The sequence below is a fragment of the Herbaspirillum sp. genome (assembly GCF_017744395.1).
Taxonomy (GTDB): Bacteria; Pseudomonadota; Gammaproteobacteria; order Burkholderiales; family Burkholderiaceae_D; genus Herbaspirillum.
Genome location: NZ_JAGIBI010000006.1, coordinates 341,559 through 367,433, shown reverse-complemented (window position 1 = coordinate 367,433; position 25,875 = coordinate 341,559). Strand labels below are relative to the sequence as shown.

The 25,875-nt window shown below is 63.4% G+C and carries 27 protein-coding genes; 2 read left to right on the top strand and 25 right to left on the bottom strand.

Features of this window, described 5'->3' with window-relative positions; translation table 11 throughout:
• Positions 1-6: 6 nt before the first annotated feature.
• The 9 genes from J7548_RS16530 to rpsP form a co-directional block, all read right to left on the bottom strand.
• Positions 7-333 (bottom strand): hypothetical protein, encoded by a 327-nt coding sequence (locus J7548_RS16530; protein WP_290976452.1) that lies wholly within the window; start codon positions 331-333, stop codon positions 7-9.
• A gap of 298 nt (positions 334-631) precedes the next feature.
• Positions 632-2,020, bottom strand: a complete 1,389-nt coding sequence (gene fumC / locus J7548_RS16525) for a class II fumarate hydratase (RefSeq protein WP_290976449.1) — start codon at positions 2,018-2,020, stop codon at positions 632-634.
• A gap of 273 nt (positions 2,021-2,293) precedes the next feature.
• Positions 2,294-2,641 carry a DUF3579 domain-containing protein gene (locus tag J7548_RS16520; protein ID WP_290976446.1) on the bottom strand — a complete coding sequence of 116 codons (348 nt, stop codon included), beginning with the start codon at positions 2,639-2,641 and terminating at the stop codon, positions 2,294-2,296.
• Between the two features lie 355 nt (positions 2,642-2,996).
• A complete protein-coding gene (locus J7548_RS16515) occupies positions 2,997-3,956 on the bottom strand; it encodes a CobD/CbiB family protein (RefSeq protein WP_290976443.1) in 960 nt (319 codons plus the stop codon).
• Positions 3,957-4,070: 114 nt separating this feature from the next.
• Entirely contained in the window at positions 4,071-4,742 is a 672-nt protein-coding gene (locus tag J7548_RS16510; RefSeq protein WP_290976441.1) for a CoA pyrophosphatase, read from the bottom strand.
• A 98-nt stretch (positions 4,743-4,840) separates the two neighbouring features.
• Positions 4,841-5,218 carry a 50S ribosomal protein L19 gene (gene rplS, locus J7548_RS16505; protein WP_290976438.1) on the bottom strand — a complete coding sequence of 126 codons (378 nt, stop codon included), beginning with the start codon at positions 5,216-5,218 and terminating at the stop codon, positions 4,841-4,843.
• Between the two features lie 143 nt (positions 5,219-5,361).
• Positions 5,362-6,111, bottom strand: a complete 750-nt coding sequence (trmD, locus tag J7548_RS16500; RefSeq protein WP_290976689.1) for a tRNA (guanosine(37)-N1)-methyltransferase TrmD — start codon at positions 6,109-6,111, stop codon at positions 5,362-5,364.
• Positions 6,112-6,178: 67 nt separating this feature from the next.
• On the bottom strand, positions 6,179-6,760 hold the full coding sequence (gene rimM / locus J7548_RS16495) for a ribosome maturation factor RimM (protein WP_290976436.1): 582 nt from the start codon (positions 6,758-6,760) through the stop codon (positions 6,179-6,181).
• Positions 6,761-6,843: 83 nt separating this feature from the next.
• Complete coding sequence (gene rpsP, locus J7548_RS16490) at positions 6,844-7,098, bottom strand: 30S ribosomal protein S16 (protein ID WP_141913335.1); 255 nt, start codon at positions 7,096-7,098, stop codon at positions 6,844-6,846.
• A 287-nt stretch (positions 7,099-7,385) separates the two neighbouring features.
• On the opposite strand from rpsP, the gene J7548_RS16485 reads away from it, so the two are divergent.
• The gene (locus J7548_RS16485) at positions 7,386-7,808 is read left to right on the top strand and encodes an NINE protein (RefSeq protein ID WP_290976428.1); all 423 of its coding nucleotides are present in this window, start codon (positions 7,386-7,388) and stop codon (positions 7,806-7,808) included.
• Between the two features lie 88 nt (positions 7,809-7,896).
• Here the strand turns inward: J7548_RS16485 and J7548_RS16480 are convergent, their stop codons facing one another.
• The 13 genes from J7548_RS16480 to J7548_RS16420 form a co-directional block, all read right to left on the bottom strand.
• The gene (locus J7548_RS16480) at positions 7,897-9,681 is read right to left on the bottom strand and encodes an acyl-CoA dehydrogenase (RefSeq protein WP_290976425.1); all 1,785 of its coding nucleotides are present in this window, start codon (positions 9,679-9,681) and stop codon (positions 7,897-7,899) included.
• Positions 9,682-9,812: 131 nt separating this feature from the next.
• Complete coding sequence (locus J7548_RS16475) at positions 9,813-10,742, bottom strand: FAD-binding protein (protein ID WP_290976422.1); 930 nt, start codon at positions 10,740-10,742, stop codon at positions 9,813-9,815.
• Between the two features lie 13 nt (positions 10,743-10,755).
• Positions 10,756-11,511, bottom strand: coding sequence for an electron transfer flavoprotein subunit beta/FixA family protein (locus J7548_RS16470; protein ID WP_290976419.1), 756 nt, complete (start codon positions 11,509-11,511; stop codon positions 10,756-10,758).
• Positions 11,512-11,742: 231 nt separating this feature from the next.
• Positions 11,743-12,702: a D-glycerate dehydrogenase gene (locus tag J7548_RS16465; RefSeq protein WP_290976685.1), complete on the bottom strand. Its 960-nt coding sequence runs from the start codon at positions 12,700-12,702 to the stop codon at positions 11,743-11,745.
• Positions 12,703-12,732: 30 nt separating this feature from the next.
• Positions 12,733-13,683: a sugar kinase gene (locus J7548_RS16460; RefSeq protein WP_290976416.1), complete on the bottom strand. Its 951-nt coding sequence runs from the start codon at positions 13,681-13,683 to the stop codon at positions 12,733-12,735.
• Positions 13,684-13,696: 13 nt separating this feature from the next.
• A complete protein-coding gene (locus J7548_RS16455) occupies positions 13,697-14,440 on the bottom strand; it encodes a sugar phosphate isomerase (RefSeq protein ID WP_290976414.1) in 744 nt (247 codons plus the stop codon).
• Entirely contained in the window at positions 14,437-15,171 is a 735-nt protein-coding gene (locus J7548_RS16450) for an amino acid ABC transporter ATP-binding protein (protein WP_290976412.1), read from the bottom strand. The genes J7548_RS16455 and J7548_RS16450 overlap by 4 nt, the downstream gene beginning before the upstream one ends.
• Positions 15,158-15,808, bottom strand: a complete 651-nt coding sequence (locus J7548_RS16445; RefSeq protein ID WP_290976409.1) for an amino acid ABC transporter permease — start codon at positions 15,806-15,808, stop codon at positions 15,158-15,160. The genes J7548_RS16450 and J7548_RS16445 overlap by 14 nt, the downstream gene beginning before the upstream one ends.
• Complete coding sequence (locus tag J7548_RS16440; RefSeq protein WP_290976406.1) at positions 15,808-16,503, bottom strand: amino acid ABC transporter permease; 696 nt, start codon at positions 16,501-16,503, stop codon at positions 15,808-15,810. The genes J7548_RS16445 and J7548_RS16440 overlap by 1 nt, the downstream gene beginning before the upstream one ends.
• A gap of 137 nt (positions 16,504-16,640) precedes the next feature.
• The gene (locus tag J7548_RS16435; RefSeq protein ID WP_290976682.1) at positions 16,641-17,441 is read right to left on the bottom strand and encodes a transporter substrate-binding domain-containing protein; all 801 of its coding nucleotides are present in this window, start codon (positions 17,439-17,441) and stop codon (positions 16,641-16,643) included.
• A gap of 121 nt (positions 17,442-17,562) precedes the next feature.
• Positions 17,563-18,366 (bottom strand): transporter substrate-binding domain-containing protein, encoded by an 804-nt coding sequence (locus J7548_RS16430; protein WP_290976403.1) that lies wholly within the window; start codon positions 18,364-18,366, stop codon positions 17,563-17,565.
• Positions 18,367-18,520: 154 nt separating this feature from the next.
• Positions 18,521-19,582, bottom strand: a complete 1,062-nt coding sequence (locus tag J7548_RS16425; RefSeq protein ID WP_290976400.1) for a LacI family DNA-binding transcriptional regulator — start codon at positions 19,580-19,582, stop codon at positions 18,521-18,523.
• A gap of 441 nt (positions 19,583-20,023) precedes the next feature.
• On the bottom strand, positions 20,024-20,947 hold the full coding sequence (locus tag J7548_RS16420; RefSeq protein WP_290976397.1) for a LysR family transcriptional regulator: 924 nt from the start codon (positions 20,945-20,947) through the stop codon (positions 20,024-20,026).
• A gap of 66 nt (positions 20,948-21,013) precedes the next feature.
• Here J7548_RS16420 and J7548_RS16415 point away from each other — a divergent pair, with 66 nt between their 5' ends.
• Entirely contained in the window at positions 21,014-21,631 is a 618-nt protein-coding gene (locus tag J7548_RS16415; protein WP_290976394.1) for a LysE family transporter, read from the top strand.
• Between the two features lie 112 nt (positions 21,632-21,743).
• Here J7548_RS16415 and J7548_RS16410 read toward each other — a convergent pair whose 3' ends face one another.
• From J7548_RS16410 to fdhF, 3 genes are all read right to left on the bottom strand, one after another.
• Positions 21,744-21,971, bottom strand: a complete 228-nt coding sequence (locus tag J7548_RS16410; protein ID WP_290976391.1) for a formate dehydrogenase subunit delta — start codon at positions 21,969-21,971, stop codon at positions 21,744-21,746.
• 43 nt (positions 21,972-22,014) lie between these two features.
• A complete protein-coding gene (gene fdhD, locus J7548_RS16405) occupies positions 22,015-22,860 on the bottom strand; it encodes a formate dehydrogenase accessory sulfurtransferase FdhD (RefSeq protein WP_290976388.1) in 846 nt (281 codons plus the stop codon).
• A 127-nt stretch (positions 22,861-22,987) separates the two neighbouring features.
• Positions 22,988-25,864: a formate dehydrogenase subunit alpha gene (gene fdhF / locus J7548_RS16400; RefSeq protein ID WP_290976385.1), complete on the bottom strand. Its 2,877-nt coding sequence runs from the start codon at positions 25,862-25,864 to the stop codon at positions 22,988-22,990.
• Positions 25,865-25,875 lie beyond the last annotated feature (11 nt).

The window sequence follows — 25,875 nt, the reverse complement described above, 5'->3', positions numbered from 1 at the left end:
GCATGCTTATTGCGGCGGCGGTGCCCCTGGCGTGTCAGGGGTATTGGGCACCACCCTCATCCAGTTGCTGGGGCAGCTCTGGACATAGGGGTAGTAAGCCCTCGATTCCGGGCAGTAGTACCAGAAATCCTGGCGCGGCTGCTCGACATAAACCGGCGGCGGCGCGCGCTCGATGTAGACCGGCGGCGGATAGTAGATCGGGGGCGGCACCCAGACCGGACCGCCGATCACCACGCCGCCGTAAAAGCGCGGATGCGCGTAAGTCGCCGCGCTGGCCATCAGGCCCGCCACGGCAAGCACGCCGCATATTCCGATTGCCGCCAGTTTTTTCATTTTTGCCTCTGGGAATATCCCTGTTCCAACCGCATGCGGCGCTCGCCAAAATCCGCCAAATCCCTCGCCGGCACTGGCGATACGCGCATCCATCTCATGCAATCAATATACGCCGCGGCTCGCCGGAAAACCTCGGTTGTTTCAATTCGTAACCCAAATCAATATTGCTATACACAAGGGCGCAAGGCCTTTGCAATCAAGGGATCCGCGGCAATGGCCAAGGTTGGCCGCAAGAAAGAAAACGGGGCATGGAGCTTGCGCCCATGCCCCGCCATCCCATGCCTGCCGGCCGGAAAAATCAGCCCGGATGCGTCATCTCTTCCGGCTTGATCCATTCGGCAAACTGCTGTTCGGTCACATAGCCCAGCGCCAGCGCGGCTTCCTTTAGCGTGGTGCCGTCGTGGTGCGCCTGCTTGGCGATCTTGGCGGCCTTGTCGTAGCCGATGTGCGGCGCCAGCGCGGTCACCAGCATCAGCGAACGTTCCATCAGGTCGGCGATGCGCTCGCGGTTGGCTTCGATGCCGCGCGCGCAATGCTCCTCGAAGCTGGCCATGCCGTCGGCCAGCAGGCGCACGCTTTGCAGGAAGTTATGGATGATCACCGGCTTGAAGACGTTCAGTTCGAAGTTGCCGGAGGCGCCGCCGATATTGAGCGCGACGTCGTTGCCGAACACCTGCGCACACAGCATGGTCAGCGCTTCGCATTGGGTCGGGTTGACCTTGCCCGGCATGATGGAGCTGCCCGGTTCGTTTTCCGGGATGGTTATCTCGCCCAGGCCCGAACGCGGGCCGGAAGCCAGCCAGCGCACGTCGTTGGCGATCTTCATCAGGGCCGCCGCCAGCGTCTTCAGGCCGCCGTGGGCCGCCACCAGCGCATCGTGGCCGGCCAGCGCGGCGAACTTGTTGGGCGCGGTCTTGAACGGGAAACCGAAATGCCTGGCCAACTCCGCCGCCACGCGCTCGCCGAATGCCGGATGGGCATTCAGGCCGGTGCCGACCGCGGTGCCGCCGGCAGCCAGTTCGGACAAGCCGCTGAGGGTGGCGATGATGCCCGTTTCGGCATGCGCCAGTTGCGCGACGTAGCCGGAGAATTCCTGGCCCAGGGTCAGCGGGGTCGCGTCCTGCAGGTGGGTGCGGCCGATCTTGACGACGTCGGCGAACTTGTCGGCTTTTTCCTGCAGGGTGGCGCGCAGCTTGTGCAGCGCGGGGATCAGGTGCGCCGCCACGGCCATGCAGGCGGCCACGTGCATGGCCGTCGGGAAGATGTCGTTGGAAGACTGGCTGCGGTTGACGTCGTCGTTGGGATGGATCAGGCGCTCTTCGCCGCGCACGCCGCCCAGAATTTCGGAAGCGCGGTTGGCCAGCACCTCATTCATGTTCATGTTGCTCTGGGTGCCGGAGCCGGTCTGCCAGACCGACAGCGGGAATTCCAGCGGATGCTGGCCGGCGATGACCTCGTCGGCGGCGGCGATGATGGCGTCGGCCTTCTTGCCGTCCAGCTTGCCAAGGTCGCGGTTGACGGTGGCACAGGCGCGCTTGACGGCCGCCAGCGCGACGATCAGTTCGGCCGGCATGCGTTCGGTGGAAATATGGAAGTGGTGCAGCGAGCGTTCGGTCTGCGCACCCCACAGCCTGTCGTCCGGGACTTCGATCAGGCCGAAGGTATCGCGCTCCATGCGGTGTTTCATGATGCTTCTTCTCCGTAAGTATGGGGAACCGCTCGGGGGAGGCGGAGGAATTCCATTTCCCGATACAGGTTCCGAGGACCGGAAACGGCCCGATAACCCCGTACAGCTCTGGCTGAGTCCTGCCGGCTGAGCGATAAGAGATGCTGAAACCGATGCCGTGCGGCATGGCCGGCGCGGCATACGACAACTTGGTTAGTGTAGCCGCTGGCGGGATCGCCTGCAGGACAGGAAGCAGGCAATGGGGAAGCTGGTGCTGCGATGCGGCAGGGGCGGTCAGCCCTTGTCGCGCGAGGAAGGTTCGGGCAAGACACAGGCGTCGATCACCTGCAGGTCGTTGTCCTTGGCGAAATTGGCGACGAAGTGGTAGGCCAGCGGATCGAGTTCGCGCAGCGCCTGGTTGACCACCACGGAACGGATGCCGTTGATCATCGTCGGCAGCACGTAGGGAGAATATTTCAGGTGGGCATTGCGGCCGCCCGAGCCCTCTGGGCGAAAGCACGACATCACGCCGCACAGCCGTTCCGCCCAATCGCTGGGGCGGAATTGCCTGCCATCCGAGGTTTGCCCGAGGATGATGAATTCTTGCGACGGCGCGTTGGAGGGTTTGATGGGATCAGCCATGCTTGCAGTTCTTCTAAAGCGCTTGCAACCGAATGCCCCGGTCCTGTTGGGACTTGGGCTCTGATTTCCGAGGTGCCTTCGCAATCGATGCGTGGGTGCCTGCGGTTATGTATTATATCTTATAGAAGACTTGGGTTCTACGGTCTTCCACCCTGGCCTCCCCGCCTCCTGTGGCCAGAACCTGCCATCTTAACCGACTACAACTTTCATCCAGCTTGCATCAGGCGCAAAAACAAGTTGCCGCCTCTGCGGCCACGGAACCGGAAGCATGGAATCGAAAGTATACCGGGATGCGCAATGGCGCGTTCCCAAAAAAACAAGCGGGCCTGAGCCCGCTTGTTTTCCTGCAGGATGGTCAGCCCATCCACACCGCCACCGACAGCAGCAGCAACAGGAACATCCATAGCAACAAGGCGCGCCAGACCAGGCCGACGGTGCTTTGCAGGGTGCGCGGGGATGGCGTGTCGCCCGGCAGGCCGTCGCTCTCTTCCGGCAGGGTGTCGACCGTGGCCGCATCGGCCGGCAGGACGATGCCGGCCGCGGTTTCCTTGGGCGTGCCGAATCGCACGCCCATCGCGCCGCCGCCCGCGGCCAGGATGATGCCGGCCGCCTCGTCGTCCCAGCGGCTGGCGAAATTGCGCCAGGCGTAGATCGCATCCTCGAAGTTGCCGACCACGGCGAAGGCGGCTGCGGTCATGCGCGCCGGAATCCAGTCGATCCAGTAGAAGGCGCGCGCGGCGAAGCGGCCGAAGGCCTCGTACTTCATGTGATCGGGCTCGTTCCAGGCGCGCGCCAGGTATTCGGAAACGCGGTACATCACCGCCAGCGCCGGGCCGACCGGCATCAGGAACCAGAAGAACACGCCGAACACGTGGCGGTGCGTGGTGATCAGCGCGCGCTCGGAAGCGATGCGGGAGATCTCGCTGACATCCATGTCGGAAGTGTCCTGCTTGATCCATTCGGCCAGCAAGGCGCGCGCCGTCATTTCGTCGCCGCTGTTCAATGCCAGCTGGATCGAGGTGAAATAGTGGCTGTAGTGGCGGAAACCCAGCGTCAGGTAGACGATCAGCACGTTCCAGGCGAACGCCGCCACCGGGCTGATGTGCACGCACAGCCAATAGATCAGCGCGACAGGCACGGTCAGCGCGCCGACCATCACCGCCCAGCCGAGCCGGCCGTGGTGCGCGTGGCCGGCATTGAACCAGCCCTCTATGCTGCCGGCGAAAGACTTGATCGATGCATAAATCGGGTTATCCGCACGCAGTGGTTTGAGTTGTTCGATTAACAGCGCAAAGAGAATGGAGAGGAATGTCATCAAGCAGCCTTAGGGGTCTCTGTAGCCAGTACGATAGCGCAGTGCATGATGGGAATCAAACAATTGATTCACCGGGGGAACTTAATCGATAAGCAAGTGCCGCGCGTGAGCGGCTCAACCGCGCAAAAAATGAAACAGGTTGCGCAGCATCCCGGCCGTGGCGCCCCAGATGAAATAGTGCCGGTAAGGCATGGTGTAGAAGCTGCGGCGGCCCACCGGCGGCGGCAGGTCGACCGAACGGCGCTCGTGGTTGGCGCCATCCATCAGGAAGGCCAGCGGCACCTCGAAGATCTCGGCCACCTCGCGCGGGTCGGCCACGGTGTCGAAGGGCGGTTCGATCAGGCCGGCCACGGGCGTGACGCGGTAGCCGGTGCCGGTCAGGTAATCCGGCAGGGAACCGATCACCTCGACATGGCGGCGCGCCAGGCCGATTTCCTCTTCGGTCTCGCGCAGCGCGGTATCGATGGCCGAACTGTCGAAGTCTTCACGGCGCCCGCCGGGGAAGCTGATCTGGCCGGCATGGTCCTTGAGGTCGTCGGTACGCTGGGTGAACAGCACCGTCAGTCCTTCCGGACGCAGCACGATAGGCATCAGCACCGCGGCTTGCCGGAAACGCCCCTGTGCCTCGGCCATGCGCACTATCTGGTCGCCGCTGTGCTCCGGTTCCCAGCGGGGCGGATCGGCGAAGCGGCGGCGCAGCCAGTCGGCGTTCAGGCGCGCAGGTTCCAGCGCGCCCTCGCCGGCGACGGCATCCACGGGAAGAATGGCGGGATCGAAACTGGCCACGGCGTACTCGGCTTAACGTCTGGAACTGGAGATGGAGCGGAAATGAAAAAGGGGCGTCGCGAGACACCCCTTTTCCTGAAGCATATGCATGCCGGAAATTACTCAGCAGCCTTTGCAGCGCGGCTGGGCAGCTTTTCCTTGATGCGAGCCGACTTGCCCGAACGCTCACGCAGGTAGTACAGCTTGGCGCGGCGAACGTCACCGCGACGCTTGACTTCGATCGAAGCGATCAGCGGCGAGTACAGTTGGAAAGTACGCTCGACGCCTTCACCGGACGAAATCTTGCGAACGATGAAGTTGGAATTCAGGCCACGGTTGCGACGTGCGATCACGACGCCTTCGTAGGCCTGGGCGCGCTTGCGGGTGCCTTCAACCACGTTGACGTTCACGACCACGGTGTCGCCGGGGGCGAATTCGGGGATGTTCTTGGCGAGACGCGCGATCTCTTCTTGCTCGAGTTTCTGGATCAGATCCATTTTTTGCTCCTGTAACCATCTTGCCGGCGCTGGTGCCTTGCGGCCTATCTTGTTGCCCGGTAGAGGATGGGGTTTCAATCACAGCGGCCGAACCGCTGCACGTTGCCGCCGGCGAACCGGCGGGTACTGCTGGTACAACTTCTTTACTGCAAACCGCTCAAAAACTTTTCATCGGCCCGGCTCAGCAGGCCGTTTTCGCGCGCCCTCACGATCAGGTCGGGGCGCTTGGCCTGGGTCGCCTCCAGCGCGCGCTGGCGACGCCATTTCTGGATCTCGGCATGGTGGCCGCCCAGCAGGATCGCCGGCACCGCCTCGCCTTCGTACTCTTCCGGCCGCGTATAGTGCGGACAGTCGAGCAAGCCGTTGACGAAACTGTCTTCCACCGCCGAGGCGCCATCGTTGAGCGCACCCGGCAGCAGCCGGATCACCGCATCCATCAGCGCCATCGCCGGCAATTCGCCGCCGGAGAGGACGAAATCGCCGATGCTGATTTCCTCATCCACGCATTTGTCGAGCAGGCGCTGGTCGATCGCTTCGTAGCGTCCGCACAGCAGCACCACACCCGGCTCCTGCGACAGGCCGACCACGCGTTCGTGGGTCAGCGGCGCGCCTTGCGGCGACAGGTAAACCACGCGCGGCGCAGCCAGGCCCAGGTCCTGCTGGCGCTGCTTGGCGGCGCCGATGGCGGCCTGCAGCGGCTTGGCTAGCATCACCATGCCGGGACCGCCGCCATAAGGGCGATCGTCCACGGTACGGTGGTTGTCGGTGGTGAAATCGCGCGGATTCCACAGCGACAGGCCCCAGCGCTTCTGCTCCAGCGCCCGGCGGGTAATGCCGGACTGCGTCAGCGCCGCGAACATCTCGGGAAACAGAGTGACGACATCGAACTGCATCACGCCTCCATTTCCATGAAACCTTGTTTGATCCCGGCAACGCCGGAAATGAAAAAACTGACCGCAGTCAGTAATCCAGTCCCCAGTCGACGATGATCTTCTTTTCTTGCTGCTGTACCGTCTTGACGAACTGGTCGACAAACGGGATCAGCAATTCAGGCGCGCCAGCCGGCTTCCCTTTGGCGTCGTCCTGCCCGGCTTCCTGCACCGGCACCGCCACGCGCAGGATCGGATGGGCGCCGTTGTCCATCAGGTCGGACACCACGCCCAGTTGTTCGCCCTGCAGGTTTTCCACCGAGGCGCCGATCAGGTCGACCCAGTAGAATTCGCCGTCATCCAGCACAGGGAAGTGCTTGCGGGAGATGTGAACCACATTTCCCTTGAGCGCTTCGGCGGCATTGCGGTCAGCCACGCCGGTCAGGCGCGCGACCACATCGCCGCTATGCCCCTTGGACTGCATGACTTCGACATCCTGCTTGGGCAGGCCGGATTTCTCCAGCCACCAGGTTTTCGCATTCAGCAAAGCATCCGCTTCGGCCGAATAGGGACGCACGCGAACCCAGCCCTGAATGCCATAGGCTCCCGTCACATGGCCGACGGTCACGAGATCGTCGGGTGCCGAGAAACCTGGCTGAGCTGGCTTATTCACTAATACTCACTAATGCGCCACATCTGGCCTGCTTCCACGCGCCATCAAGTCGGCGCACTGGAAAACAGGCTGGACAAACTTAATTAGGCAGCAGCCTTCTTGCCGGCGTCGGCAACCAGGCGAGCAACGGTCGGCGACAGTTGTGCGCCAACGCCTTGCCAGTGAGCCAGGCGGTCGGCAGCGATACGCACGACTTCTTCCTTGCCCGATGCGACCGGGTTGTAGAAGCCGATACGCTCGATGAAACGACCATCGCGGCGATTGCGCGAATCAGTTGCAACGATGTTGTAGAAGGGGCGCTTCTTGGCGCCGCCACGAGCTAAACGAATAACGACCATAATGGTTCCAGTAAGAATACGGACACGGAAAAGCCGCAAATTATAACGGACTTCCCCACCTCACGGCAACCTGATTACCGCTTTTGTGTGCCTAACCAACGCAGAAACCCGATAAAACATGGTGATTCTGATGCCAAATTACATCAGGGCAAGGCTCAAATCCGCAGATTCCGTTCAGGCGATATAGAAATGACAAGCAAGCCGCCCGCGCCGATCCGCTATACTTGCCCGCTATTAACACGACAATAACGCCGCCGGCCACGCCGCCGCGGATACAACGAGACAAGATGAGCAATCCCTCCCCGCACAAGAACAAAACCCTGGCCACCCTGATCGCCGCCGTACTGGGCGGCATCGGACTGCACCGCTTCTATCTTTATGGTGTACGCGACCGCTTCGGCTGGCTGCATATCCTTTCGATCCCGCTCTCGCTGGCGCTGATGGCGGCCAATCCTCAGGCGCCGCAATTGTTCACCGCCCTGCCCTTCGTGCTGTCCATCCTGTGCGGCTGCCTGGAAGCACTGGTGATCGGCCTGACCCCGGACGACAAATGGGATCTCCGGCATAACGCCGCCAGCGGTAAGCAATCGGAATCGCACTGGATCCTGGCGGTGATCATCGTCCTGACCGTGGGGCTGGGCGCGATGGGCCTGATCGCCCTGCTCGCGCGCAGCTTCGACCTGCTGTTCACCGGCGGCGCGTTCGGCTGACATCGGCGCCATATAAAGACAAAGCCCGGAAGGCCTGCTACGGCCTTCCGGGCTTTTTTACGGCTTCCCGATCAGAGTCGGGCCTTGCTCAGAACTGCTCTTCGGTCAGCGCCAGCACCGACTGCGCGCCTTCGACGATGGCGGTGCGGTAAGCCAGCGCCTGCGGCAGGATCTGATCGGCGAAGAAGCGGGCGGTCGCCAGCTTGGCCTCGTAGAACTTGGCATCGCCCTCGCCCGCCTTCAGCCTGGCAGCGGCGATCTCCGCTGCGCGCGCCATCTGCCAGCCGCCCAGCACCACGCCGGCCATCTTCAGGTAGGTGACGCTGCCGGCGAATACCGCCTTGATGTCGCCCTTGATGTTGGCGACCACATAGTCGACCACCTCTTCCAGCGCGCCGGCCGCTTCGTTCAGGCGCAGGCCGATGGCGCGCAGTTGCGCATCGCCTTCCAGCCCGCTTGCGGTCTTGCGCACCTGGGCGATGATGCCCTTGGCGACCGCGCCGCCGTCGCGCGCGGTCTTGCGGCCGACCAGGTCGTTGGCCTGGATCGCGGTGGTGCCTTCGTAGATCGACAGGATGCGCGCATCGCGGTAGTACTGCGCGGCGCCGGTCTCTTCAATGAAGCCCATGCCGCCGTGCACCTGCACGCCGGTCGAGGTGACATCGATGGCCAGTTCGGTCGACCAGCCCTTGACGATCGGCACCAGGTATTCATAGAAGGCCTGGTTGGCTTTGCGGGTGGCCTCGTCCGGATGGAAGTGGGCGGCGTCCGAGGTGGCGGCGGCCACATAGGCCAGCGCGCGCGCGCCTTCGATCTGGGCCCGCATCGACATCAGCATGCGGCGCACGTCCGGCTGGTGGATGATGGTGACCGCACCGGCGGAACCGCTCAGGTCGCGCGACTGCACGCGTTCCTTGGCATAGGCCACGGCCTTCTGGTAGGCGCGCTCGGAGACTGACAAGCCCTGGATGCCGACGCCGAAGCGCGCGGCGTTCATCATGATGAACATGTATTCCAGGCCGCGGTTCTCTTCGCCCACCAGCGTGCCGATGGCGCCGCCGTGGTCGCCGAACTGCAGCACCGCGGTCGGGCTGGCCTTGATGCCCAGCTTGTGTTCGATCGAGACGCACTGCACGTCGTTGCGCGCGCCCAGCGAGCCGTCGGCGTTGACCAGGAACTTGGGCACGATGAACAGCGAGATGCCCTTCACCCCTTCCGGCGCATTCGGCGTGCGCGCCAGCACCAGGTGCACGATGTTCTCCGCCATGTCGTGCTCGCCGTAGGTGATGAAGATCTTGGTGCCGAACAGCTTGTAGGTGCCGTCGCCTTCCGGCACGGCGCGCGTGCGCACCAGCGCCAGGTCGGAGCCGGCTTGCGGCTCGGTCAAGTTCATCGTGCCGGTCCACTTGCCGGAGATGAAGTTGGCGATGTAGGTTTCCTGCTGTTCCTTGGTGCCGGCGGTCAGCAACGCTTCGATAGTGCCGTCGGTCAGCAGCGGGCACAGCGCGAAGGACAGGTTGGCCGAGTTCAGCATCTCGATGCAGGGCGTCGCCAGCAGCTTGGGCAAGCCCTGGCCGCCGAATTCGGCCGGATGCTGCAAGCCTTGCCAGCCGGCTTCGCCGAACTGCTTGAAGGCTTCCTTGAAGCCGGCGCTGGTGGTGACTTTGCCGTCGGTCCAGTAGCTTGGTTCCTTGTCGCCGGAATGGTTCAGCGGCGCCACCACCTCGCCACAGAACTTGGCGTTCTCTTCCAGGATGGCCTCGGCCGTTTCCGGCGTGGCGTCTTCGCAGCCCGGCAAGGCATTGACCTCGGCCAGGCCGGCCAACTCGTTCATGACGAACAGCATATCCTTCAATGGCGCGGTATAACTCATCTCCAACCTCCTGAGTGAAACGTTCTGCGTCGTTTCTTGCTTGCGAAAAAATGCCTCCAACGACGAAACGTCGCCGGATGAAAATACCCCGGCGTAAGCCGGGGCAAAAACTACCGTGGATCCTGCCTGGGTCAGCCCAGTTGCTTGACCAGTTCCGGCACGACTTCGAACAGGTCGCCGACGATGCCGTAGTCGGCCACCGAGAAGATCGGCGCCTCTTCATCCTTGTTGATCGCCACGATCACCTTGGAGTCCTTCATGCCGGCCAGGTGCTGGATCGCGCCGGAGATGCCGACGGCGATGTAGAGCTGCGGCGCGACGATCTTGCCGGTCTGGCCGACCTGCCAGTCGTTGGGCACGTAGCCGGCGTCCACCGCGGCACGCGAGGCGCCCATGGCGGCGTTGAGCTTGTCGGCCAGCGGTTCCAGGATCTTGAAGCTTTCCGACGAGCCCATGCCGCGGCCGCCCGAGACAATGATCTTGGCGGCGGTCAGTTCCGGACGGTCGGACTTGGCGACCTCGCGGCCGACGAAGCTGGACTTGCCCGAATCGGCCACGGCCGGGATGCTTTCCACGGCAGCCGAACCGCCTTGCGCGGCCTGGTCGAAACCGGTGGTGCGCACGGTGATGACCTTGATCGGATCGAGCGATTGCACGGTGGCGATGGCGTTGCCGGCGTAGATCGGGCGCTCGAAGGTATCGGGCGAGTCGACCTTGGTGATGTCGGAGATCTGTGCCACGTCCAGCTTGGCGGCCACGCGCGGCAGGATGTTCTTGCCGTAGGCGGTGGCGGGCGCCAGGATGTGGCTGTAGTCCTTGGCGATGGCCAGGACTTGTTCGGCGACGTTCTCGGCCAGGCCGTCGGCGAACTGCGCGCCGTCGGCCAGCAGGACCTTGGCCACGCCCGCGACTTGCGCGGCGGCGTCGGCGACTGCCTTGGCGTTGGAGCCTGCGACCAGGACATGGACATCGCCGCCGGCCTGCGCCGCTGCGGTGATGGTGTTGAGGGTGCTGCCCTTGAGGCTGGCGTTGTCGTGTTCTGCGATGACGAGTGCGGTCATGTTCATTACCCTCTTAGATAACTTTGGCTTCGTTCTTCAGCTTGGCAACCAGCGTCGCCACGTCCGGCACCTTCACGCCGGCGCTGCGCTTGGGTGGCTCGGCGACCTTCAGGGTCTTCACGCGCGGCGCCACGTCCACGCCCAGCTCCTCGGGCTTGACGGTATCCAGTTGCTTCTTCTTGGCCTTCATGATGTTGGGCAGCGTCACATAGCGCGGCTCGTTCAGGCGCAGGTCGGTGGTGATGATGGCCGGCAGGGTCAGCGCCAGGGTTTCCAGGCCGCCGTCCACTTCGCGGGTCACGCTGACCTTGCCGTCTTCCAGCACCACCTTCGAGGCGAAGGTGGCTTGCGGCCAGCCCAGCAGCGCCGCCAGCATCTGGCCGGTCTGGTTGCAGTCGTCGTCGATGGCCTGCTTGCCCAGGATGATCAGTTGCGGCTGTTCCTTCTCGGCCAGCGCCTTGAGGATCTTGGCAACGGCCAGCGGCTGCAGCTCGACGTCGGCGCCGACTTCGGCCAGGATGCCGCGGTCGGCGCCGATGGCCATCGCGGTGCGCAGGGTTTCCTGGCACTGGGTCACGCCGGCGGACACGGCGATCACTTCGGTCACCTTGCCGCCTTCCTTCAGGCGCACGGCTTCTTCCACCGCGATTTCGTCAAACGGGTTCATCGACATCTTGACGTTGGCGATATCCACACCGCTGCCGTCGCTCTTGACGCGCACCTTGACGTTGTAATCCACGACGCGCTTGACTGGTACTAATACTTTCATCGCATGGCCCTTGAAAAAAGGAATTGACGTAAACGTAAACTTTTGCGGAATTATAAAAGCAAAACGAAGCGCCCACCGAAATTTAGCACGATCGTTCTTTTTAATGTTCGCAGCATACACATTAATTTCTGCGAACGGAAGGGGGAAATATCGTCGCCGGCGAAAAAACTTCACGGCCGCCTGTGGCGCGGGCCCTGCCGGACGATGCCGCCCGGCAACCCATAGGAAACCTCAGGACGCCAGATGCGGCACCGGCTCGCCGCGCAAGCCGGCGACCAGGTTGGCCACGGCCAGCTCGGCCATCGCCATGCGCGTCTCATGCGTGGCCGAACCGATATGCGGCAAGGCCACCACGTTGGGCAGTTTCAACAGCGGGGAATCCGCCGGCAGAGGCTCGACTTCGAACACGTCGAGGCCGGCGGCATAGATGGTCTTGTCTTGCAAAGCCTTGATCAAGGCTGCCTCATCGACGATACGGCCGCGCGAGGCATTGATAAAGATGGCGCTGCGCTTCATCAGCCCGAACTCGCGGGCGCCGAACATCTTCTCGGTCTGCGGCGTCAGCGGCAGCATCAGGCAGACGAAGTCGGCTTGCGCCAGCAACTCGTCCTTGCCAAGGAAGGTTGCGTCCAGCTCGCGCTCGGCCTCGGGATTGGGACGGTTGTTGTTGTACAGGATCTTCATGCCGAAGCCGTGGCGGGCGCGGCGTGCCACCGCGCTGCCGATGCGCCCCATGCCGATCAGGCCCAGCGTCTTGCCGTGCACGTTGACGCCGTAGTGCGCCTCGCCGATGCTGCCCTTCCAGTTGCCGGCCTTGACGAACTCGGCCAGCTCCACCACGCGGCGCGCGCTGGCCAGGATCAGGGAAAAGATGGTGTCGGCGGTGGCTTCGGTCAGCACGCCCGGCGTGTGCGCCAGCATCAGGCCGCGCCGCTTGAAGTAGTCGAGGTCGAAATTGTCGATGCCGACCGAGACGGTGGAAGCGATCTTCAGTTCAGGCGCGCCGTCCAGCATCTCGTTGGTAATCGGCAGGCTGGCGCCGATCATGCCGTGGGCGGTCTTGAGCGCTTCCAGGAACGCGGCGCGGTTGCCGTCGTTGACGCGCTCGAACAGGGTCACATCGAATTCAGCGCGCAGTTGCTCCATCAGATGTTCCGGCAATTTCTTGTACACCACCACGCGCTGTTTCATCATTCGTCCTGTCTTGTTGAAAAATTGATCCTAGCTGGCGGCTTCCAGCTCGGCCCGGGTCGGCAAGCCTTCCATGTCGCCCACCACCTGGATGGCGAAGGCGCCGATGCGGTTGCCGCGCATCACCGCCTGCTCGACCGGGAGGCCTTCCAGCATGCCGCTGATGACGCCGACCGCGAAGCCGTCGCCGGCGCCCACGGTATCGACCACTTCCCTGACCTTCACGCCCGGCACGATGCCCTCGTCCCTGGCATTGCGCCAATAGGCGCCCTCGGCGCCGAGCTTGATCACTACCAGCGAGACGCCGTGGTCGAGGTAGAACCCGGCGATGTCGCGGGCCTCAGTGTAGCCGGTCAGGATCTTTCCTTCAGACAGGCCGGGCAACACCCAGTCGGCCTTGAAGGCCAGCGCGTTCAATTGCTTGGCCATCACCTCCTGCGACGGCCACAGCATCGGGCGCAGGTTGGGATCGAAGGAGATGGTCTTGCCGCGCGCGCGCATGAAATCCAGCGCATGGTGCGCGAATTCCATCGTGCTGGCCGACAGGGCCGGAGCGATGCCGGTGGCATGCAGGTGGCGCGCATTGCCGAAATAGCTTTCATCGAAGTCGGCTACCGACAAATGGCTGGCGGCCGAACCCTTGCGGTAGTACTCGATGGCCGGGTCGGCCCCGTCCACCGCCTTGGCCTTCAGCTGGATCGCCGTACGGAATTCCATGTCGGTGATGACGCGGCTGACGTCGACGTTTTCCTGCGCCACACGCTTGCGGATGAAACGCCCGAACGAATCGTTGCCCACGCGGCTGGCCCAGCCCACCTTCACACCCAGCCGCGCCAGACCGATGGCGACGTTGGTCTCGGCGCCGGCCAGGCGCCGCGTGTACTTTTCCACATCCTCGAACGCGCCGACCTCGTCGGCCACCAGCAAGGCCAGGGCCTCGCCGTACGTCACCACATCCAGTTGCACCGGGTTCGCACTCATCGTTGTCTTTCCATCAAACCGAGGCCAACAGCGCCACATAGCGCCGCGTGACCTCTTCCAGGTCGCTGCCGACCAGCGGGAACTCGATGGCCCGCTGGATCCCCTTGGGGAAATACGACAGTAATTGGTGCCAATACGCGTCCTGCGCCTCCAGCGGCACCGCCTTCAACTTTCCCTGGTCGTCGCGCACGCCCTTGCAATGCACGTAGCGCACATGCGGCGCCAGCGTGCGCGCCGCCAGCTCGGGATCGATGCCCTGCCAGCGCCAGTTGCCCATGTCGAACGTCATGCCGAAGGAATAGCCGTTGCCGGTGCACAGCGCGAGGAAGCTGACGATCGGCTCCAGCCGGCCGCCCTGCTCCGTCTGGTCGTTCTCCAACAGCACCTCGACCGGCGCGGTCGACAGGTAGCGCAGCAGCGCCTGCAGGTCGCTGGCAGCCGAAAAATGGCCGAGCGAGACCTTCAGGTAACGCGCCCCCACCTGCTCCGCTTCGCCCATGGCCAGTTCGATGGCCGCCCGGTCGAACTTGCCGTCGGCGCCGAACAGCTCGAACGGCGCCGAATAGACCGAGAACAGCTTGCGCTGGGCGATCAGCGCGCCCAGCGCCGCCAGATCCTGCGGGCCGTCGAACAGCTCGCGGCGGATCTCCAGCCCGGCAGCCCCGCTCGCGGCCACCATCGGCACCAGGTCGGCATGGCCGACGCGGCGCACCAGGTCGGCGCCATAAGCGGAGGCGGCAACCAGGACCGGGGTCATTTGATCGAACCCGCGCCGATGAACTGCTTGGCTTCCGGCGTCTGCGGATCGGCGAAGAACTCCTTCGACGGCCGCGCTTCCCACACCTTGCCCTGGTGCATGAACACGGTCAGGTCGGCCACCCGGCGCGCGAACTCCATTTCGTGCGTGACCAGCAGCATGGTCATGCCGCCGCGCGCCAGCTCTTCCATCACCTTCAGCACTTCGGCCGTCAGTTCCGGGTCCAGCGCCGAGGTCACTTCGTCGAACAGCATCACCTGCGGTTCCATCGCCAGCGAACGGGCGATCGCCACGCGCTGCTGCTGGCCGCCCGACAACTGCTCGGGATAGGCGTCGCGCTTGTGCTCCAGGCCGACCTGCTTGAGCACCTTGATGGCGGTCTCGCGGGTGGTCTCGGTGGCGATCTTCTTGACGATGCGCGGCGAGAGCATGATGTTCTCTTCCACCGTCAGGTGCGGGAACAGGTTGTAGTGCTGGAACACCATGCCCACATCCTTGCGCAGCTCGATCAGGTGTTCGTGCTTGTTGGTCAGCTTGTGCCCGGCCACGGTGATGCTGCCGCTGTCGATGGTCTCCAGGCCGTTGATGCAGCGGAGCATGGTGCTCTTGCCGGAACCCGAACGGCCGATGATCGCCACCACCTGGCCGCGTTCAACCGACAGCGAGATGCCGTTGAGGACCTGGTTGCTGCCGAAGCTCTTGGCGATATTGTCAATCTCAACGATGGGCATGTAATTTCCTCTCTAAGGCGAAGCTGAACCGCGACAGCGGATAGCAGAAGATAAAGTAGATGGCGGCCACGATCGGGAACACCAGGAACGGCTGGAAGGTCGCGTTGCTGACCAGCTTGCCCGCTTGCGTCAGTTCCACCAGGCCGATGATGGAAGCGATCGACGTGTTCTTGACGATCTGCACCAGGAAACCCACGGTCGGCGGCAGCGAGATGCGCACCGCCTGCGGCAGGATCACGTAGCGCAGTTGCTGCCAGCGGGTCATGGCCAGCGCGGTGGAGGCTTCCCACTGCTGCACCGGCACGGCTTCGATGCAACCGCGCCAGATCTCGCCGAGGTAGGCGCTGGAATAGATCGTCATGGCGATCGTCGCCGCCACCATCGGCGGCAGCTTGAGGCCGTAGATCGCCAGTCCGTAGAACGACAGGAACAGGATGATCAGCACCGGCGTGCCCTGGATGATCTGGATATAGATCGCGGACAAGGTGCGCAGCGCCTGGATATGCGAGGTGCGCATCAATGCCACGATGAAGCCCGCGGCCCCGCCCACGACGAAGGCCAGCGCGGAGAGCAGCAGCGTCCATTGCGCCGCTTCCAGCAGGAACAGGAACTGGTCGAAAGAAAACTCGGCAATCATTACATCCTCCTCGGACGGGGCACGCCAAGCCGGCGGCGGCGTTTGAAGACAACCAGGCCGATCAGCCAGAAGCCCAGGCGGAACAGCAGTGCCAGCAAGATGTACAGCACCATCACCACCAGGTAGATCTCGAAGCTGCGGAAGGTCTCGGCGTCAAGCAGGTTGGCGGTGGCCGTCAGCTCTTCGGCGGAAATCGCCGACACCACGCTGGAGGCCAGCATCATCAGCGTGAACTGGCTGGCCAGGGCCGGATAGACCTTTTCCAGCGCGGGCGTGAGCACCACGTGGCGGATCACCTGCCAGCGCGTCATGGCCAGCGCATGCGCCGCCTCAATCTGCGAAGGATGGATCGCCATCATGCCGGCCCTCACGATCTCGGTCGAATAGGCGCCGAGGTTGACCGTCATCGCCACCAGCGCGGCGATGTTGGCATCGACCTGCACGCCGGCGGCGGGCAAGCCGAAGAAAATGATGAACAGCTGGACCAGGAACGGCGTGCTGCGGATCAGCTCCACATAGGAAGTTACCGCGAAGCGGGCCGGCGCCGAACCGTGGATGCTCACGATCGCCCCGAATATCCCCACCGCCAAACCGCAGATCATCGACAGCGCGCTCAACCGGATGGTAAGCAGCGCGCCCATCAGCAACTGGTCAAGATGCTGGAAGATGAACGCGAACTGAAAGTCATAATGCATTGTGTACTCCTTGCCTGGCGCCGCCGCCGCCCCTGCACAAGCAGGGGAGCGGCAGCGTTGCGTGCGTTGGCAACCGTATTAAAGACACCGGGTGTCCCCGCCTGGGCAGGGACGACGCTTCTTCGCAACCAGATGCCTCAGAACACTGGCAGGTTCGGCAGCGGGCCGACCCACTTGCGCGAGATCGCATCCAGCTCGCCGTTCACCTTGACGTAGTAGATGAAGTTGTTGAGCCATTCATGCAGTTCGTAGGAACCCTTGCGCACGGTCATCGAGTTCGGCTGTACCGAGTACGGGAACTTGACTTCGATCTTGCCCTGACCGCGGGTCTTGACGATTTCGTTGGCCATGGTGTTGGGGATCGAGATCGCGTCGACCTGGTTCGACAGCAGGGCCTGGGTCACGGTGGAGTCATCCTCGAAACGCACCAGCACGGTGCCCGGAGGCGCCAGGCGGGTCAGTGCGGTGTCGTTGGTGCTGCCGCGCGAGACGCCGACTTTCTTCTTCACCAGATCGTCCAGCTTCTTGAACTTGGAACCGACCGGGCCGACGATGGACAGCTCGAAGCCGCTGTAGGGCATGGTGAACAACACCGCCTTGGCGCGCTCGGGCGTCGGCGCCAGCGTCGCCGCCAGCATGTCGACCTTGCCCGACTCCAGCGCCGGGATACGGGCCGGCGGCACCAGCGGAACGATTTCCACCGGCAGGCCGAGGTACTTGCCGATCAGGTTGGCCACATCGACGTCGTAGCCGATCGGGGTGCCCTTGGCGTCGACGCTGCCGAACGGCGGCGTGCCGCTGACCACGCCGATGGTGATCTTGCCCTTCTTGGTCAGCTCGGCGATGCTTTGCGCGCTGGCGCTGCTGGCGCTGCCGATGGCGCAGCTGGCCACCAGCGCCAGCGCCATGAATTTGGTATTCAGTAATTTTTTAATCATGCTCACGATTCATCTCCTTATCATCGCCGCCGGCCACCCGCGGGTCCGCGAATGTGATGCCGGCGAAGACCCTCATCAACAAAGGCTTGCGCCCACTTTTTTACTGCGTCAAAAAAATCCCTCAGAAAACCGGCAGCTCAGGCAAGGGAGAGCCGGTCCATTTCCTGGCGATGGCATCCAGCTCGCCGTTGACCTTCACGTAATAGATGAAATTGTTGAGCCATTCGTGCAGCTCATAGGAACCCTTGCGTACGGTCATCGAATTGGGCTGCACCGAATAGGCGAACTTGAGCTCGATCTTGCCGGCGCCGCGCGTCTTGATGATTTCATGCGCCATCGTGCTGGGGATCGAGATCGAATCCACCTGGTTGCTGAGCAGGGCCTGGGTCACGGTCGAATCGTCTTCGAAACGGACCAGCACGGTACCCGGGGGCGCCAGGCGGGTCAGCGCCGTATCGCTGGTGCCGCCGCGGTTGACGGCGATTTTTTTCTTGTCCAGGTCGGACAGCGACTTGAACTTGGAACCGACCGGCGCCACCACCGCCAGTTCGAAGGCGCTGTAGGGCATGGTGAACAGCACCGACTTGGCGCGTTCAGGCGTCGGCGCCAGCGTCGCGGCCAGCATGTCGACCTTGCCCGACTCCAGCGCCGGAATGCGGGCCGGCGGCGTCAGCGGCACGATTTCCACCGGCAGGCCGATATAGCGGCCGATCAGGTTGGCGACATCGACGTCGTAGCCGATCGGCGTGCCCTTGGCATCGACGCTGCCGAACGGCGGCGTGCCGCTGACCACGCCGATGGTGATCTTGCCTTTCTTGGTCAGCTCGGCAATGCTCTGCGCGCTCGCCTGCGCCGATGCCAGCGCGGCGCAACCGGCCAGCATTACCGCGAGGAATCTGGTGTAAATCAATCCTTTGATACGCATGGTGCTTGTCTCCTGGTAGTCACTGCTCTGCTGTCGCGGCAGTATTTTTGTCAAAATCCTGCAGCCTGTACGACTGCGGCATTTCTTTTCTTCAAGCTACACCAACATTCCGGCCCCGCGCCCTCTCGGTATCGGTTCCAGAAAACCTGCGCACTTACCCCGCCGCCTGGCCGGCCGCGACCGGCGCGGTCGAACCGCGCCTGACCAGCCGCCCGTCCAACAGGATTTCCCTGCGTCCCGAACGTTCGCCATTGATGCGGACCAGCAGCCGCTCGATAGCCGTGAAACCGATTTCATAAGTAGGCTGCTCGATGGTGCTGATACCGGCGCCCACCAGCGGCGACCAGGCAAGCTCATCGAAGCACAGCAAGCCGACGTCGTCCGGAAAACGCAGCTTCATGCTCTGCAGCGCCAGCGCGATCTGCAGCGACACCATGCCGTTGCCGGCCAGGATGGCGATGCGCCCGCCGCTGCCGCTGCGACGCCGCAAGAATTCATGCAGCACCGTCGCCGTATGTCCCGGCTGGTCGATATGCACCTCCAGCGTCTCGCCATGGCAATCCGGCCGCTGGTTCATCGCCTGCAAAAAGCCCGCCTGGCGCCCCTGGCGCGAACTCACGCCATACAGCGGCTGCACCACCAGCGCGATATCGGTATAGCCCTGCTCTAGCAGATGGCGCGTCGCCAGTTGCGCGGCGCCGACGTTGTCCAGGCCGACCAGGTCGAAATCGCAGCCTTCGACGCGGCGGTCCAGCAGCACCACCGGAAACGCGGCCTGCCCCAGCTCCTTGAGCGGCGTCACGTTGCGGCCTTGCGTATTGAACAGCAGGCCTTCCACGCTGTAGGAATGCAACGCCGCCAGCGATTGCTTCTCGCGCTGCTCATCGTTGCCGGTATTGCACAGCATCAGGGTGTAGCCGTATTTCTGGCACGCGGCTTCGGCGCCATGCAGCACCGCCACCGAATAGGGATTAAGGATGTCCGCCACCAGCATGCCGATCAGCCGGGTGCGCCCGCCTTTGAGGCCGCGCGCCATCTGGCTGGGCTGGTAACCCAGGCGCGCGATGGTCTTGCCGATCTGGTCGCGCAGGCGCTCCGACAGCGCGTCGAACTCGCCGCCGAGAAACCTGGATACGCTGGTTTTCGACACCCCGGCCTCACGCGCGACCTGCGCGATCGTGACCCGCTCGGTGCCGGTCTTTATGCTTTGTCTCACTCTTTATTGCCCGCCAAATCAGGGATCGTTATCGGTCGATTTGTACTTCCCGGTTCCGGGCTGCTCATTTATTTGAATCTTTTGGAACCGGTTCCAAGATAGCAGCGCAAAAATCGTTTGGCAAACTAATTTGAGATGAAAAATTTGATGCGAAATGATGAAGCGCCGTCACTTCGGATATTGGCGACGATAGGCGGAATCTGGAAATCCCCGCTAGAAATGGCGGCTTGGGAAGGGACGATGCTGCACTGCGGATTTACTTCACGAATAGCGTAAACCTTATCCGGAGCAAGATGGATTACAAAAGTTTATTGCACCGCACATTAAGGAGACATTTCAGATAATACGATTTTCATTCAATAAAAATATGGCCCCATCCCCCGTAGCACTCTTGCCAATTTAACCAAGAGACTTCGACTCCTTTTGCCGCCCCAGCGCCGACTATGCCATTGCCCGCAACCATGCCAGCAAATCCGCCTGCGGACTATCCGGCGGCAAAGGCTGCGGCGACAACAGGCAGTAGCGCGAGCCGTCCTCGACAAAACCCAGCGGCGCGGCCAGCACGCCGCTGTCCAGATCGTCGCGCACCAGATGCCATGGGCCGATGGCCACGCCCAGTCCCGCCACGGCAGCCTGCAAGCTGAAATAAAAGTGATCGAAAGTCTGCGCCGGCCCATCCGGTACGGGCTGGCTCGCGGCCTCCGCCCACTCCCGCCAGGCCCCCGACCGAGTACGCGTATGCAAACGCGGTGCGCCGGGCTTGAGCGCACTACCCGCCCTGGTCGCGGAGAACCAGTCGGCGGCCTTGTCGGGACGGCAGACCGGGCCCACCTTCTCCGCGAACAAGGGTTCCACATGGCAGCCCTCGGGCCAGGGGAAATCGTCGCGGCGGATGGCCAGGTCCATACCGCTGGCAAAGGAAAACGGGCCGCCACCGGCGACCAAATGCAGGTCGAATCCCGGATGCCGGCCCTGAAAGTCCGGCCAGCGTGGAATCAGCCAGCGCATCAGCAACGTCGGCTCGCACGACAACACCCAGCGCCGCCCCTGGCGGGCGCTGGCACGCAGCTCAGCGACGGCCTGACGCATCAGCCCCATGCCATTGCCGACGGCCCGCGCCAACGTGCGGCCGGCATCAGTCAGGAACACGCGCCGGCTGCGCCGCTCGAACAGCGCCACCCCCAACTCGTCTTCCAGCAGGCGCACGGCGCGGCTGACCGCGCCGTGGGTCAGATGCAACTCGACCGCCGCCCGGCTGAAATTCTCCAGCCGGGCGGCGGCCTCAAAGCAGCGCAGAGCCAGCAGTGAAGGCAGGCGCTCATCATCCGATGGTGAACTAGACTCACAGATTACGTCAGAAAACATCGTTATTCATCGAGGAAGATTGACATTAACATCTTCCAAATTCGTTGATTTTTGACAGGATACGCCATGACAGAACTAATAGCTGTAATCACCATTACTTTACTGGCCGTTATCAGCCCTGGCCCGGATTTCGCGATGGTTACCCGCAACAGCCTGATGCTGTCACGCCGTGCCGGCGTACTGACGGCCTTGGGCATTGGCCTGGGCGTACTGGTCCACGTCACCTATACGCTGGTGGGCATGGGCCTGCTGATCCAGCAATCGCTCTGGCTATTCAACAGCATCAAGCTAGTCGGCGCTGTCTATCTGGTCTATCTCGGTGTGAAGATGCTGCGGTCCAAGCCCGCCGGTACGCTGGCCGACAGCGCCGTGGCGCCACTGTCGGATGCGGCAGCCTTGCGCATCGGCCTCCTGACCAATGCGCTGAACCCGAAAACGACGGTGTTCATCGTCAGCCTGTTCATGCAGGTGGTGAGGCCCGACACGCCGTTGGCAATGCAGATCGGCTATGGCGCTTTTATTTCGGTGGCGCACATGGCTTGGTTCAGCCTGGTGGCCGTGTGCTTCTCGACTGGCGCCGTGCGTGACCGGCTGCTGGCCGTGCGCCATTGGATCGACCGCGCCTTTGGCGGCTTGCTGGTCGGCTTCGGCGTCTTGCTGGCGGTGGCGCGGGGATCGCACTGAAGACCGGCGCGCGGCAGCATGGTCTTCCTGAGAAATCCAAAGATATTTGAACCGTCCGGCTTTACGGGACCAGTTCAGTTACGGGCTCGGGGCCTGGGACCAGGCACAACGCTCATACAGTCAACTGCCGCATATGCTTGCTCACCGCCTCCAGCACGATCGGATCGACTCCCTGCCCCTGCGTCTGCTCGATATGCTCAAGAAATGCCTTGCGCATGCGCGGCTCCCAGAAGCGCTTCAGGTGCGTCGCCAGATCCGCCACTGCCTGTTCATGGTCTGGCATGGTGGAAAAAAAGGCGCCGATCTGGTTGGCCATCTTGACCAGGTGCTCTGTGTTCATGTCTGTCTCCTGCTGTCCTTGTCGTCCCTGAAAACCTCGCGGCTCAGCGCATGCGGTGCGGCCTTGCGTACACCACATGCCCCTGCTTGCGCACAAAGCCTAGCAGCGTGACATCGGTTTCCTCCGCCAGCCTGATCGCCAGCGCGGTGGGCGCCGAGATGGCCGCGATGAAGCCGATGCCCACCGTCGCCGCTTTCTGCACCATTTCATAGCTGGCACGGCTGGTGATGATGAGCGCGCCCCTGGCGAAGTCCGTCCGCGCTTCGGCCAGCGCGCCGATCAGCTTGTCCAGGGCATTGTGGCGGCCCACGTCCTCGCGCACCAGCACAATCTTCCCCTCCTCATCCAGCCAGGCGGCGGCATGGGTGGCGCCGGTGAGCTGCTGCAGGCGCTGGCCGCCCTGCATCTGTTCCAGCGCGGCATGGATCTGCGCGATCGTGAAGCGCGCCCCGTCATGCGCCACCGCCTTGGGATGGCGCACCGCCTGCTCCAGCGTCTCGGCCCCGCACAGGCCGCAGCCGGTGCGGCCGGTCAGGTTGCGGCGCTTTTCCTTCAATGCCACGAAGCGTTCGGTGGCGATGCGCATCTGCACCTGCACGCCTTCGCAGCCCGGCACGATCTCGCACTCGTACAGTTCGCCGGGAGCGGCCAGGATGCCTTCGGTCAGCGAAAAGCCGAGCGCGAAATCTTCCAGGTCGGCCGGCGTGGCCATCATCACGGCGTGCGAGATGCCGTTGTATTCCAGCGCAATCGGCACTTCCTCTGCCACCACGTCGTCCACGGCCTCGCGCTTGCCGTCGCGCCAACGCTCGACCGTCACGCGGGCGGAAGTCGCGTATTCGCCGGTGGCTTCATCGACGTTGGGGGATGGAGGGATGCGTATGTTCATGCTTTCCTGCGATTCTGTTCAGTAGCCCGTCATCCCGGCGAAGGCCGGGATCCAGTGGCGTTCGTTATGCATCGGCCACCGTTGAACGACACTGGATCCTGACTTTCGTCAGGACGACGGGGTTGGTTCATTTGGTCACCAATGGTTCTGCGCCGGCAGCCTCTCCCTTCAGCAACCCAAGCTGCTCGCGGTGGAAGCGCCGGTAATGCTGCTGCCACTCCGACGGCTGCGCCACCGGCTGCACCTGCACCGCCGTCACCTTGTATTCGGGGCAGTTGGTGGCCCAGTCCGAATTGTCGGTGGTGATCACGTTGGCGCCCGACTCCGGGAAGTGGAACGTGGTGTAGACCACGCCCGGCTGCACCTTCTCGGTCACCGTCGCGCGCAGCACGGTCTGGCCGGCGCGCGATTCGATGCCGACCCAGTCGCCCTCGCGGATGCCGCGATCCTCGGCATCGTGCGGATGGATTTCCAGCACGTCTTCGCTGTGCCACCGCGAGTTCTCGGTGCGGCGCGTCTGGGCGCCGACGTTGTACTGCGACAGGATGCGGCCGGTGGTCAGGATCAGCGGATAGCGCTGCGTCACCTTCTCGTCGGTGGCGAAGTATTGCGTGTTGAGGAACTTGCCCTTGCCGCGCACGAAGCTGCCGATGTGCATGATGGGCGTGCCTTCCGGCGCGGCATCATTGCACGGCCACTGGATGCTGCCCAGCTGGTCCAGCTTGGCGTAGCTGACGCCATGGAACGTCGGCGTCAGCGCGGCGATTTCATCCATGATTTCCGAAGGATGATTGTAGGGCATCGGATAGCCGAGCGCTTCGGCCAGCGCCACCGTCACCTCCCAGTCGGACTTGCCGGCCTTGGGCGGCATCACCTTGCGCACGCGCGAGATGCGGCGCTCGGCGTTGGTGAAGGTGCCGTCCTTTTCCAGGAAGGAGGAACCGGGCAGGAACACGTGCGCGTACTTGGCGGTTTCGTTCAGGAACAGGTCCTGCACCACGATGCATTCCATCGATTCCAGCGCGGCGATCACGTGCTGGGTGTTCGGGTCGGACTGCACGATATCCTCTCCTTCGCAGTACAGGCCCTTGAAGCTGCCGTCCAGCGCGGCCTCGAACATGTTGGGAATGCGCAGGCCCGGTTCCGGGTTCAGCGCCACGCCCCAGGCCTGCTCGAACTGGCCGCGCACGGTGGAATCCGAAATATGGCGGTAGCCCGGCAGCTCGTGCGGGAAGGAACCCATGTCGCACGAACCCTGCACGTTGTTCTGGCCGCGCAGCGGGTTCACGCCCACGCCTTCGCGGCCGACGTTGCCGGTGCACATGGCCAGGTTGGCGATGCCGATCACGGTGGTCGAACCCTGCGCATGCTCGGTCACGCCCAGGCCGTAGTAGATCGCCGCGTTGCCGCCGGTGGCGAACAGGCGCGCGGCGCCGCGGATGGTCTCGGCCGGCACGCCGGTGACCTCGGCCATGGCTTCGGGCGAATTGTCCGGGCGCAGCACGAAGGCCTTCCAGTCCTCATAGGACTTCACATCGCAGCGTTCCTGGATGTAGTCCTCCCGCTGCAGCCCTTCGGACAGGATGACGTGCGCCAGCGCGGTGATGATGGCGACGTTGGTGCCGGGGCGCAGCTTGAGGTGGTAGTCGGCCTGCACGTGCGGCGACTTCACCATCTCGGTGGTGCGCGGGTCGATCACGATCAGCTTGGCGCCCTGGCGCAGGCGGCGCTTGATCTGCGAGGCGAATACCGGGTGGGCGGAGGCCGGATTGGCGCCCATGATCAGGATCACATCCGACTTCATCACCGAGTCGAAGGTCTGGGTGCCGGCCGACTCGCCCAGCGTCTGCTTCAGGCCGTAGCCGGTCGGCGAGTGGCATACGCGCGCGCAGGTGTCGACGTTGTTGTTGCCGAAGGCGGCGCGCACCAGTTTCTGCACCAGGTAGGTTTCCTCGTTGGTACAGCGCGAGGAAGTGATGCCGCCGATGGAATCCTTGCCGTGCTTGGCCTGGATGCGGCGGAATTCGCTGGCGGCATAAGCTAGCGCCTCTTCCCACGACACTTCGCGCCACGGGTCGTGGATGCTCTTGCGGATCATCGGATGGAGGATGCGGTCCTTGTGCGTCGCATAACCCCAGGCGAAGCGCCCTTTCACGCAGGAGTGGCCATGGTTGGCCTGGCCGTCCTTGTACGGCACCATGCGTACCACTTCATTGCCCTTCATCTCGGCCTTGAACGAGCAACCCACGCCGCAATAGGCGCAGGTGGTGACCGTGCTGTGTTCGGCCTGGCCCAGCATGATCACGCTCTTCTCGGTCAGCGTCGCGGTCGGGCAGGCTTCCACGCAGGCGCCGCAGGAGACGCATTCGGACTCCATGAAGCTGTCCATCTGCCCGGCCGACACGCGCGAGGCGAAGCCGCGGCCGTCGATGGTCAACGCGAAGGTACCTTGCGTCTCTTCGCAGGCGCGTACGCAACGGTTGCAGACAATGCACTTGGACGGATCGTAGGTGAAGTAGGGATTGGACTCGTCCTTCTTCATCTGCAGGTGGTTCTCGCCCTCGTAGCCGTAGCGCACTTCGCGCAGGCCGACCGCGCCGGCCATGTCCTGCAGTTCGCAATTGCCATTGGTGGGGCAGGTCAGGCAGTCCAGCGGGTGGTCGGAGATGTAGAGCTCCATCACGCCGCGCCGGATCTCGGCCAGCTTGGGCGTCTGTGTCTGCACCTTCATCCCGCTTTCGCAGGGCGTGGTGCAGGAAGCCGGATAGCCCTTCATCTTGCGGCCGTCCTTTTCGATCTCCACCAGGCACAGGCGGCAGGAGCCGAACGGCTCCAGGCTGTCGGTGGCGCACAGCTTGGGCACGTTGACGCCCGCTTCGACCGCCGCGCGCATGACCGAGGTGCCGGCCGGCACGGTGATGGCGACGCCATCGATCTCCAGCGTGACTGCCTGTTCCGAGGCACGCGCCGGCGTGCCGTAATCCGTTTCATTGAGCTGGTTCATGGTGCAACTCC

What these genes read in the sequence shown, in the direction of transcription:
- J7548_RS16485 (WP_290976428.1), top strand. Translation starts at nt 7,386, where the DNA reads ATGAGCAATCCCTCCCCGCACAAGAACAAAACCCTGGCCACCCTGATC.
- J7548_RS16530 (WP_290976452.1), bottom strand. Translation starts at nt 333, where the DNA reads ATGAAAAAACTGGCGGCAATCGGAATATGCGGCGTGCTTGCCGTGGCG.
- J7548_RS16455 (WP_290976414.1), bottom strand. Translation starts at nt 14,440, where the DNA reads ATGACCCCGGTCCTGGTTGCCGCCTCCGCTTATGGCGCCGACCTGGTG.
- trmD (WP_290976689.1), bottom strand. Translation starts at nt 6,111, where the DNA reads ATGCAGTTCGATGTCGTCACTCTGTTTCCCGAGATGTTCGCGGCGCTG.
- rpsP (WP_141913335.1), bottom strand. Translation starts at nt 7,098, where the DNA reads ATGGTCGTTATTCGTTTAGCTCGTGGCGGCGCCAAGAAGCGCCCCTTC.
- fdhF (WP_290976385.1), bottom strand. Translation starts at nt 25,864, where the DNA reads ATGAACCAGCTCAATGAAACGGATTACGGCACGCCGGCGCGTGCCTCG.
- rplS (WP_290976438.1), bottom strand. Translation starts at nt 5,218, where the DNA reads ATGGATCTGATCCAGAAACTCGAGCAAGAAGAGATCGCGCGTCTCGCC.
- J7548_RS16475 (WP_290976422.1), bottom strand. Translation starts at nt 10,742, where the DNA reads ATGACCGCACTCGTCATCGCAGAACACGACAACGCCAGCCTCAAGGGC.
- J7548_RS16470 (WP_290976419.1), bottom strand. Translation starts at nt 11,511, where the DNA reads ATGAAAGTATTAGTACCAGTCAAGCGCGTCGTGGATTACAACGTCAAG.
- fdhD (WP_290976388.1), bottom strand. Translation starts at nt 22,860, where the DNA reads ATGAACATACGCATCCCTCCATCCCCCAACGTCGATGAAGCCACCGGC.
- J7548_RS16420 (WP_290976397.1), bottom strand. Translation starts at nt 20,947, where the DNA reads ATGTTTTCTGACGTAATCTGTGAGTCTAGTTCACCATCGGATGATGAG.
- J7548_RS16480 (WP_290976425.1), bottom strand. Translation starts at nt 9,681, where the DNA reads ATGAGTTATACCGCGCCATTGAAGGATATGCTGTTCGTCATGAACGAG.
- J7548_RS16435 (WP_290976682.1), bottom strand. Translation starts at nt 17,441, where the DNA reads ATGATTAAAAAATTACTGAATACCAAATTCATGGCGCTGGCGCTGGTG.
- J7548_RS16415 (WP_290976394.1), top strand. Translation starts at nt 21,014, where the DNA reads ATGACAGAACTAATAGCTGTAATCACCATTACTTTACTGGCCGTTATC.
- J7548_RS16430 (WP_290976403.1), bottom strand. Translation starts at nt 18,366, where the DNA reads ATGCGTATCAAAGGATTGATTTACACCAGATTCCTCGCGGTAATGCTG.
- J7548_RS16465 (WP_290976685.1), bottom strand. Translation starts at nt 12,702, where the DNA reads ATGAAACAGCGCGTGGTGGTGTACAAGAAATTGCCGGAACATCTGATG.
- J7548_RS16520 (WP_290976446.1), bottom strand. Translation starts at nt 2,641, where the DNA reads ATGGCTGATCCCATCAAACCCTCCAACGCGCCGTCGCAAGAATTCATC.
- J7548_RS16440 (WP_290976406.1), bottom strand. Translation starts at nt 16,503, where the DNA reads ATGCATTATGACTTTCAGTTCGCGTTCATCTTCCAGCATCTTGACCAG.
- J7548_RS16445 (WP_290976409.1), bottom strand. Translation starts at nt 15,808, where the DNA reads ATGATTGCCGAGTTTTCTTTCGACCAGTTCCTGTTCCTGCTGGAAGCG.
- J7548_RS16515 (WP_290976443.1), bottom strand. Translation starts at nt 3,956, where the DNA reads ATGACATTCCTCTCCATTCTCTTTGCGCTGTTAATCGAACAACTCAAA.
- J7548_RS16410 (WP_290976391.1), bottom strand. Translation starts at nt 21,971, where the DNA reads ATGAACACAGAGCACCTGGTCAAGATGGCCAACCAGATCGGCGCCTTT.
- J7548_RS16460 (WP_290976416.1), bottom strand. Translation starts at nt 13,683, where the DNA reads ATGAGTGCGAACCCGGTGCAACTGGATGTGGTGACGTACGGCGAGGCC.
- fumC (WP_290976449.1), bottom strand. Translation starts at nt 2,020, where the DNA reads ATGAAACACCGCATGGAGCGCGATACCTTCGGCCTGATCGAAGTCCCG.
- J7548_RS16450 (WP_290976412.1), bottom strand. Translation starts at nt 15,171, where the DNA reads ATGCCCATCGTTGAGATTGACAATATCGCCAAGAGCTTCGGCAGCAAC.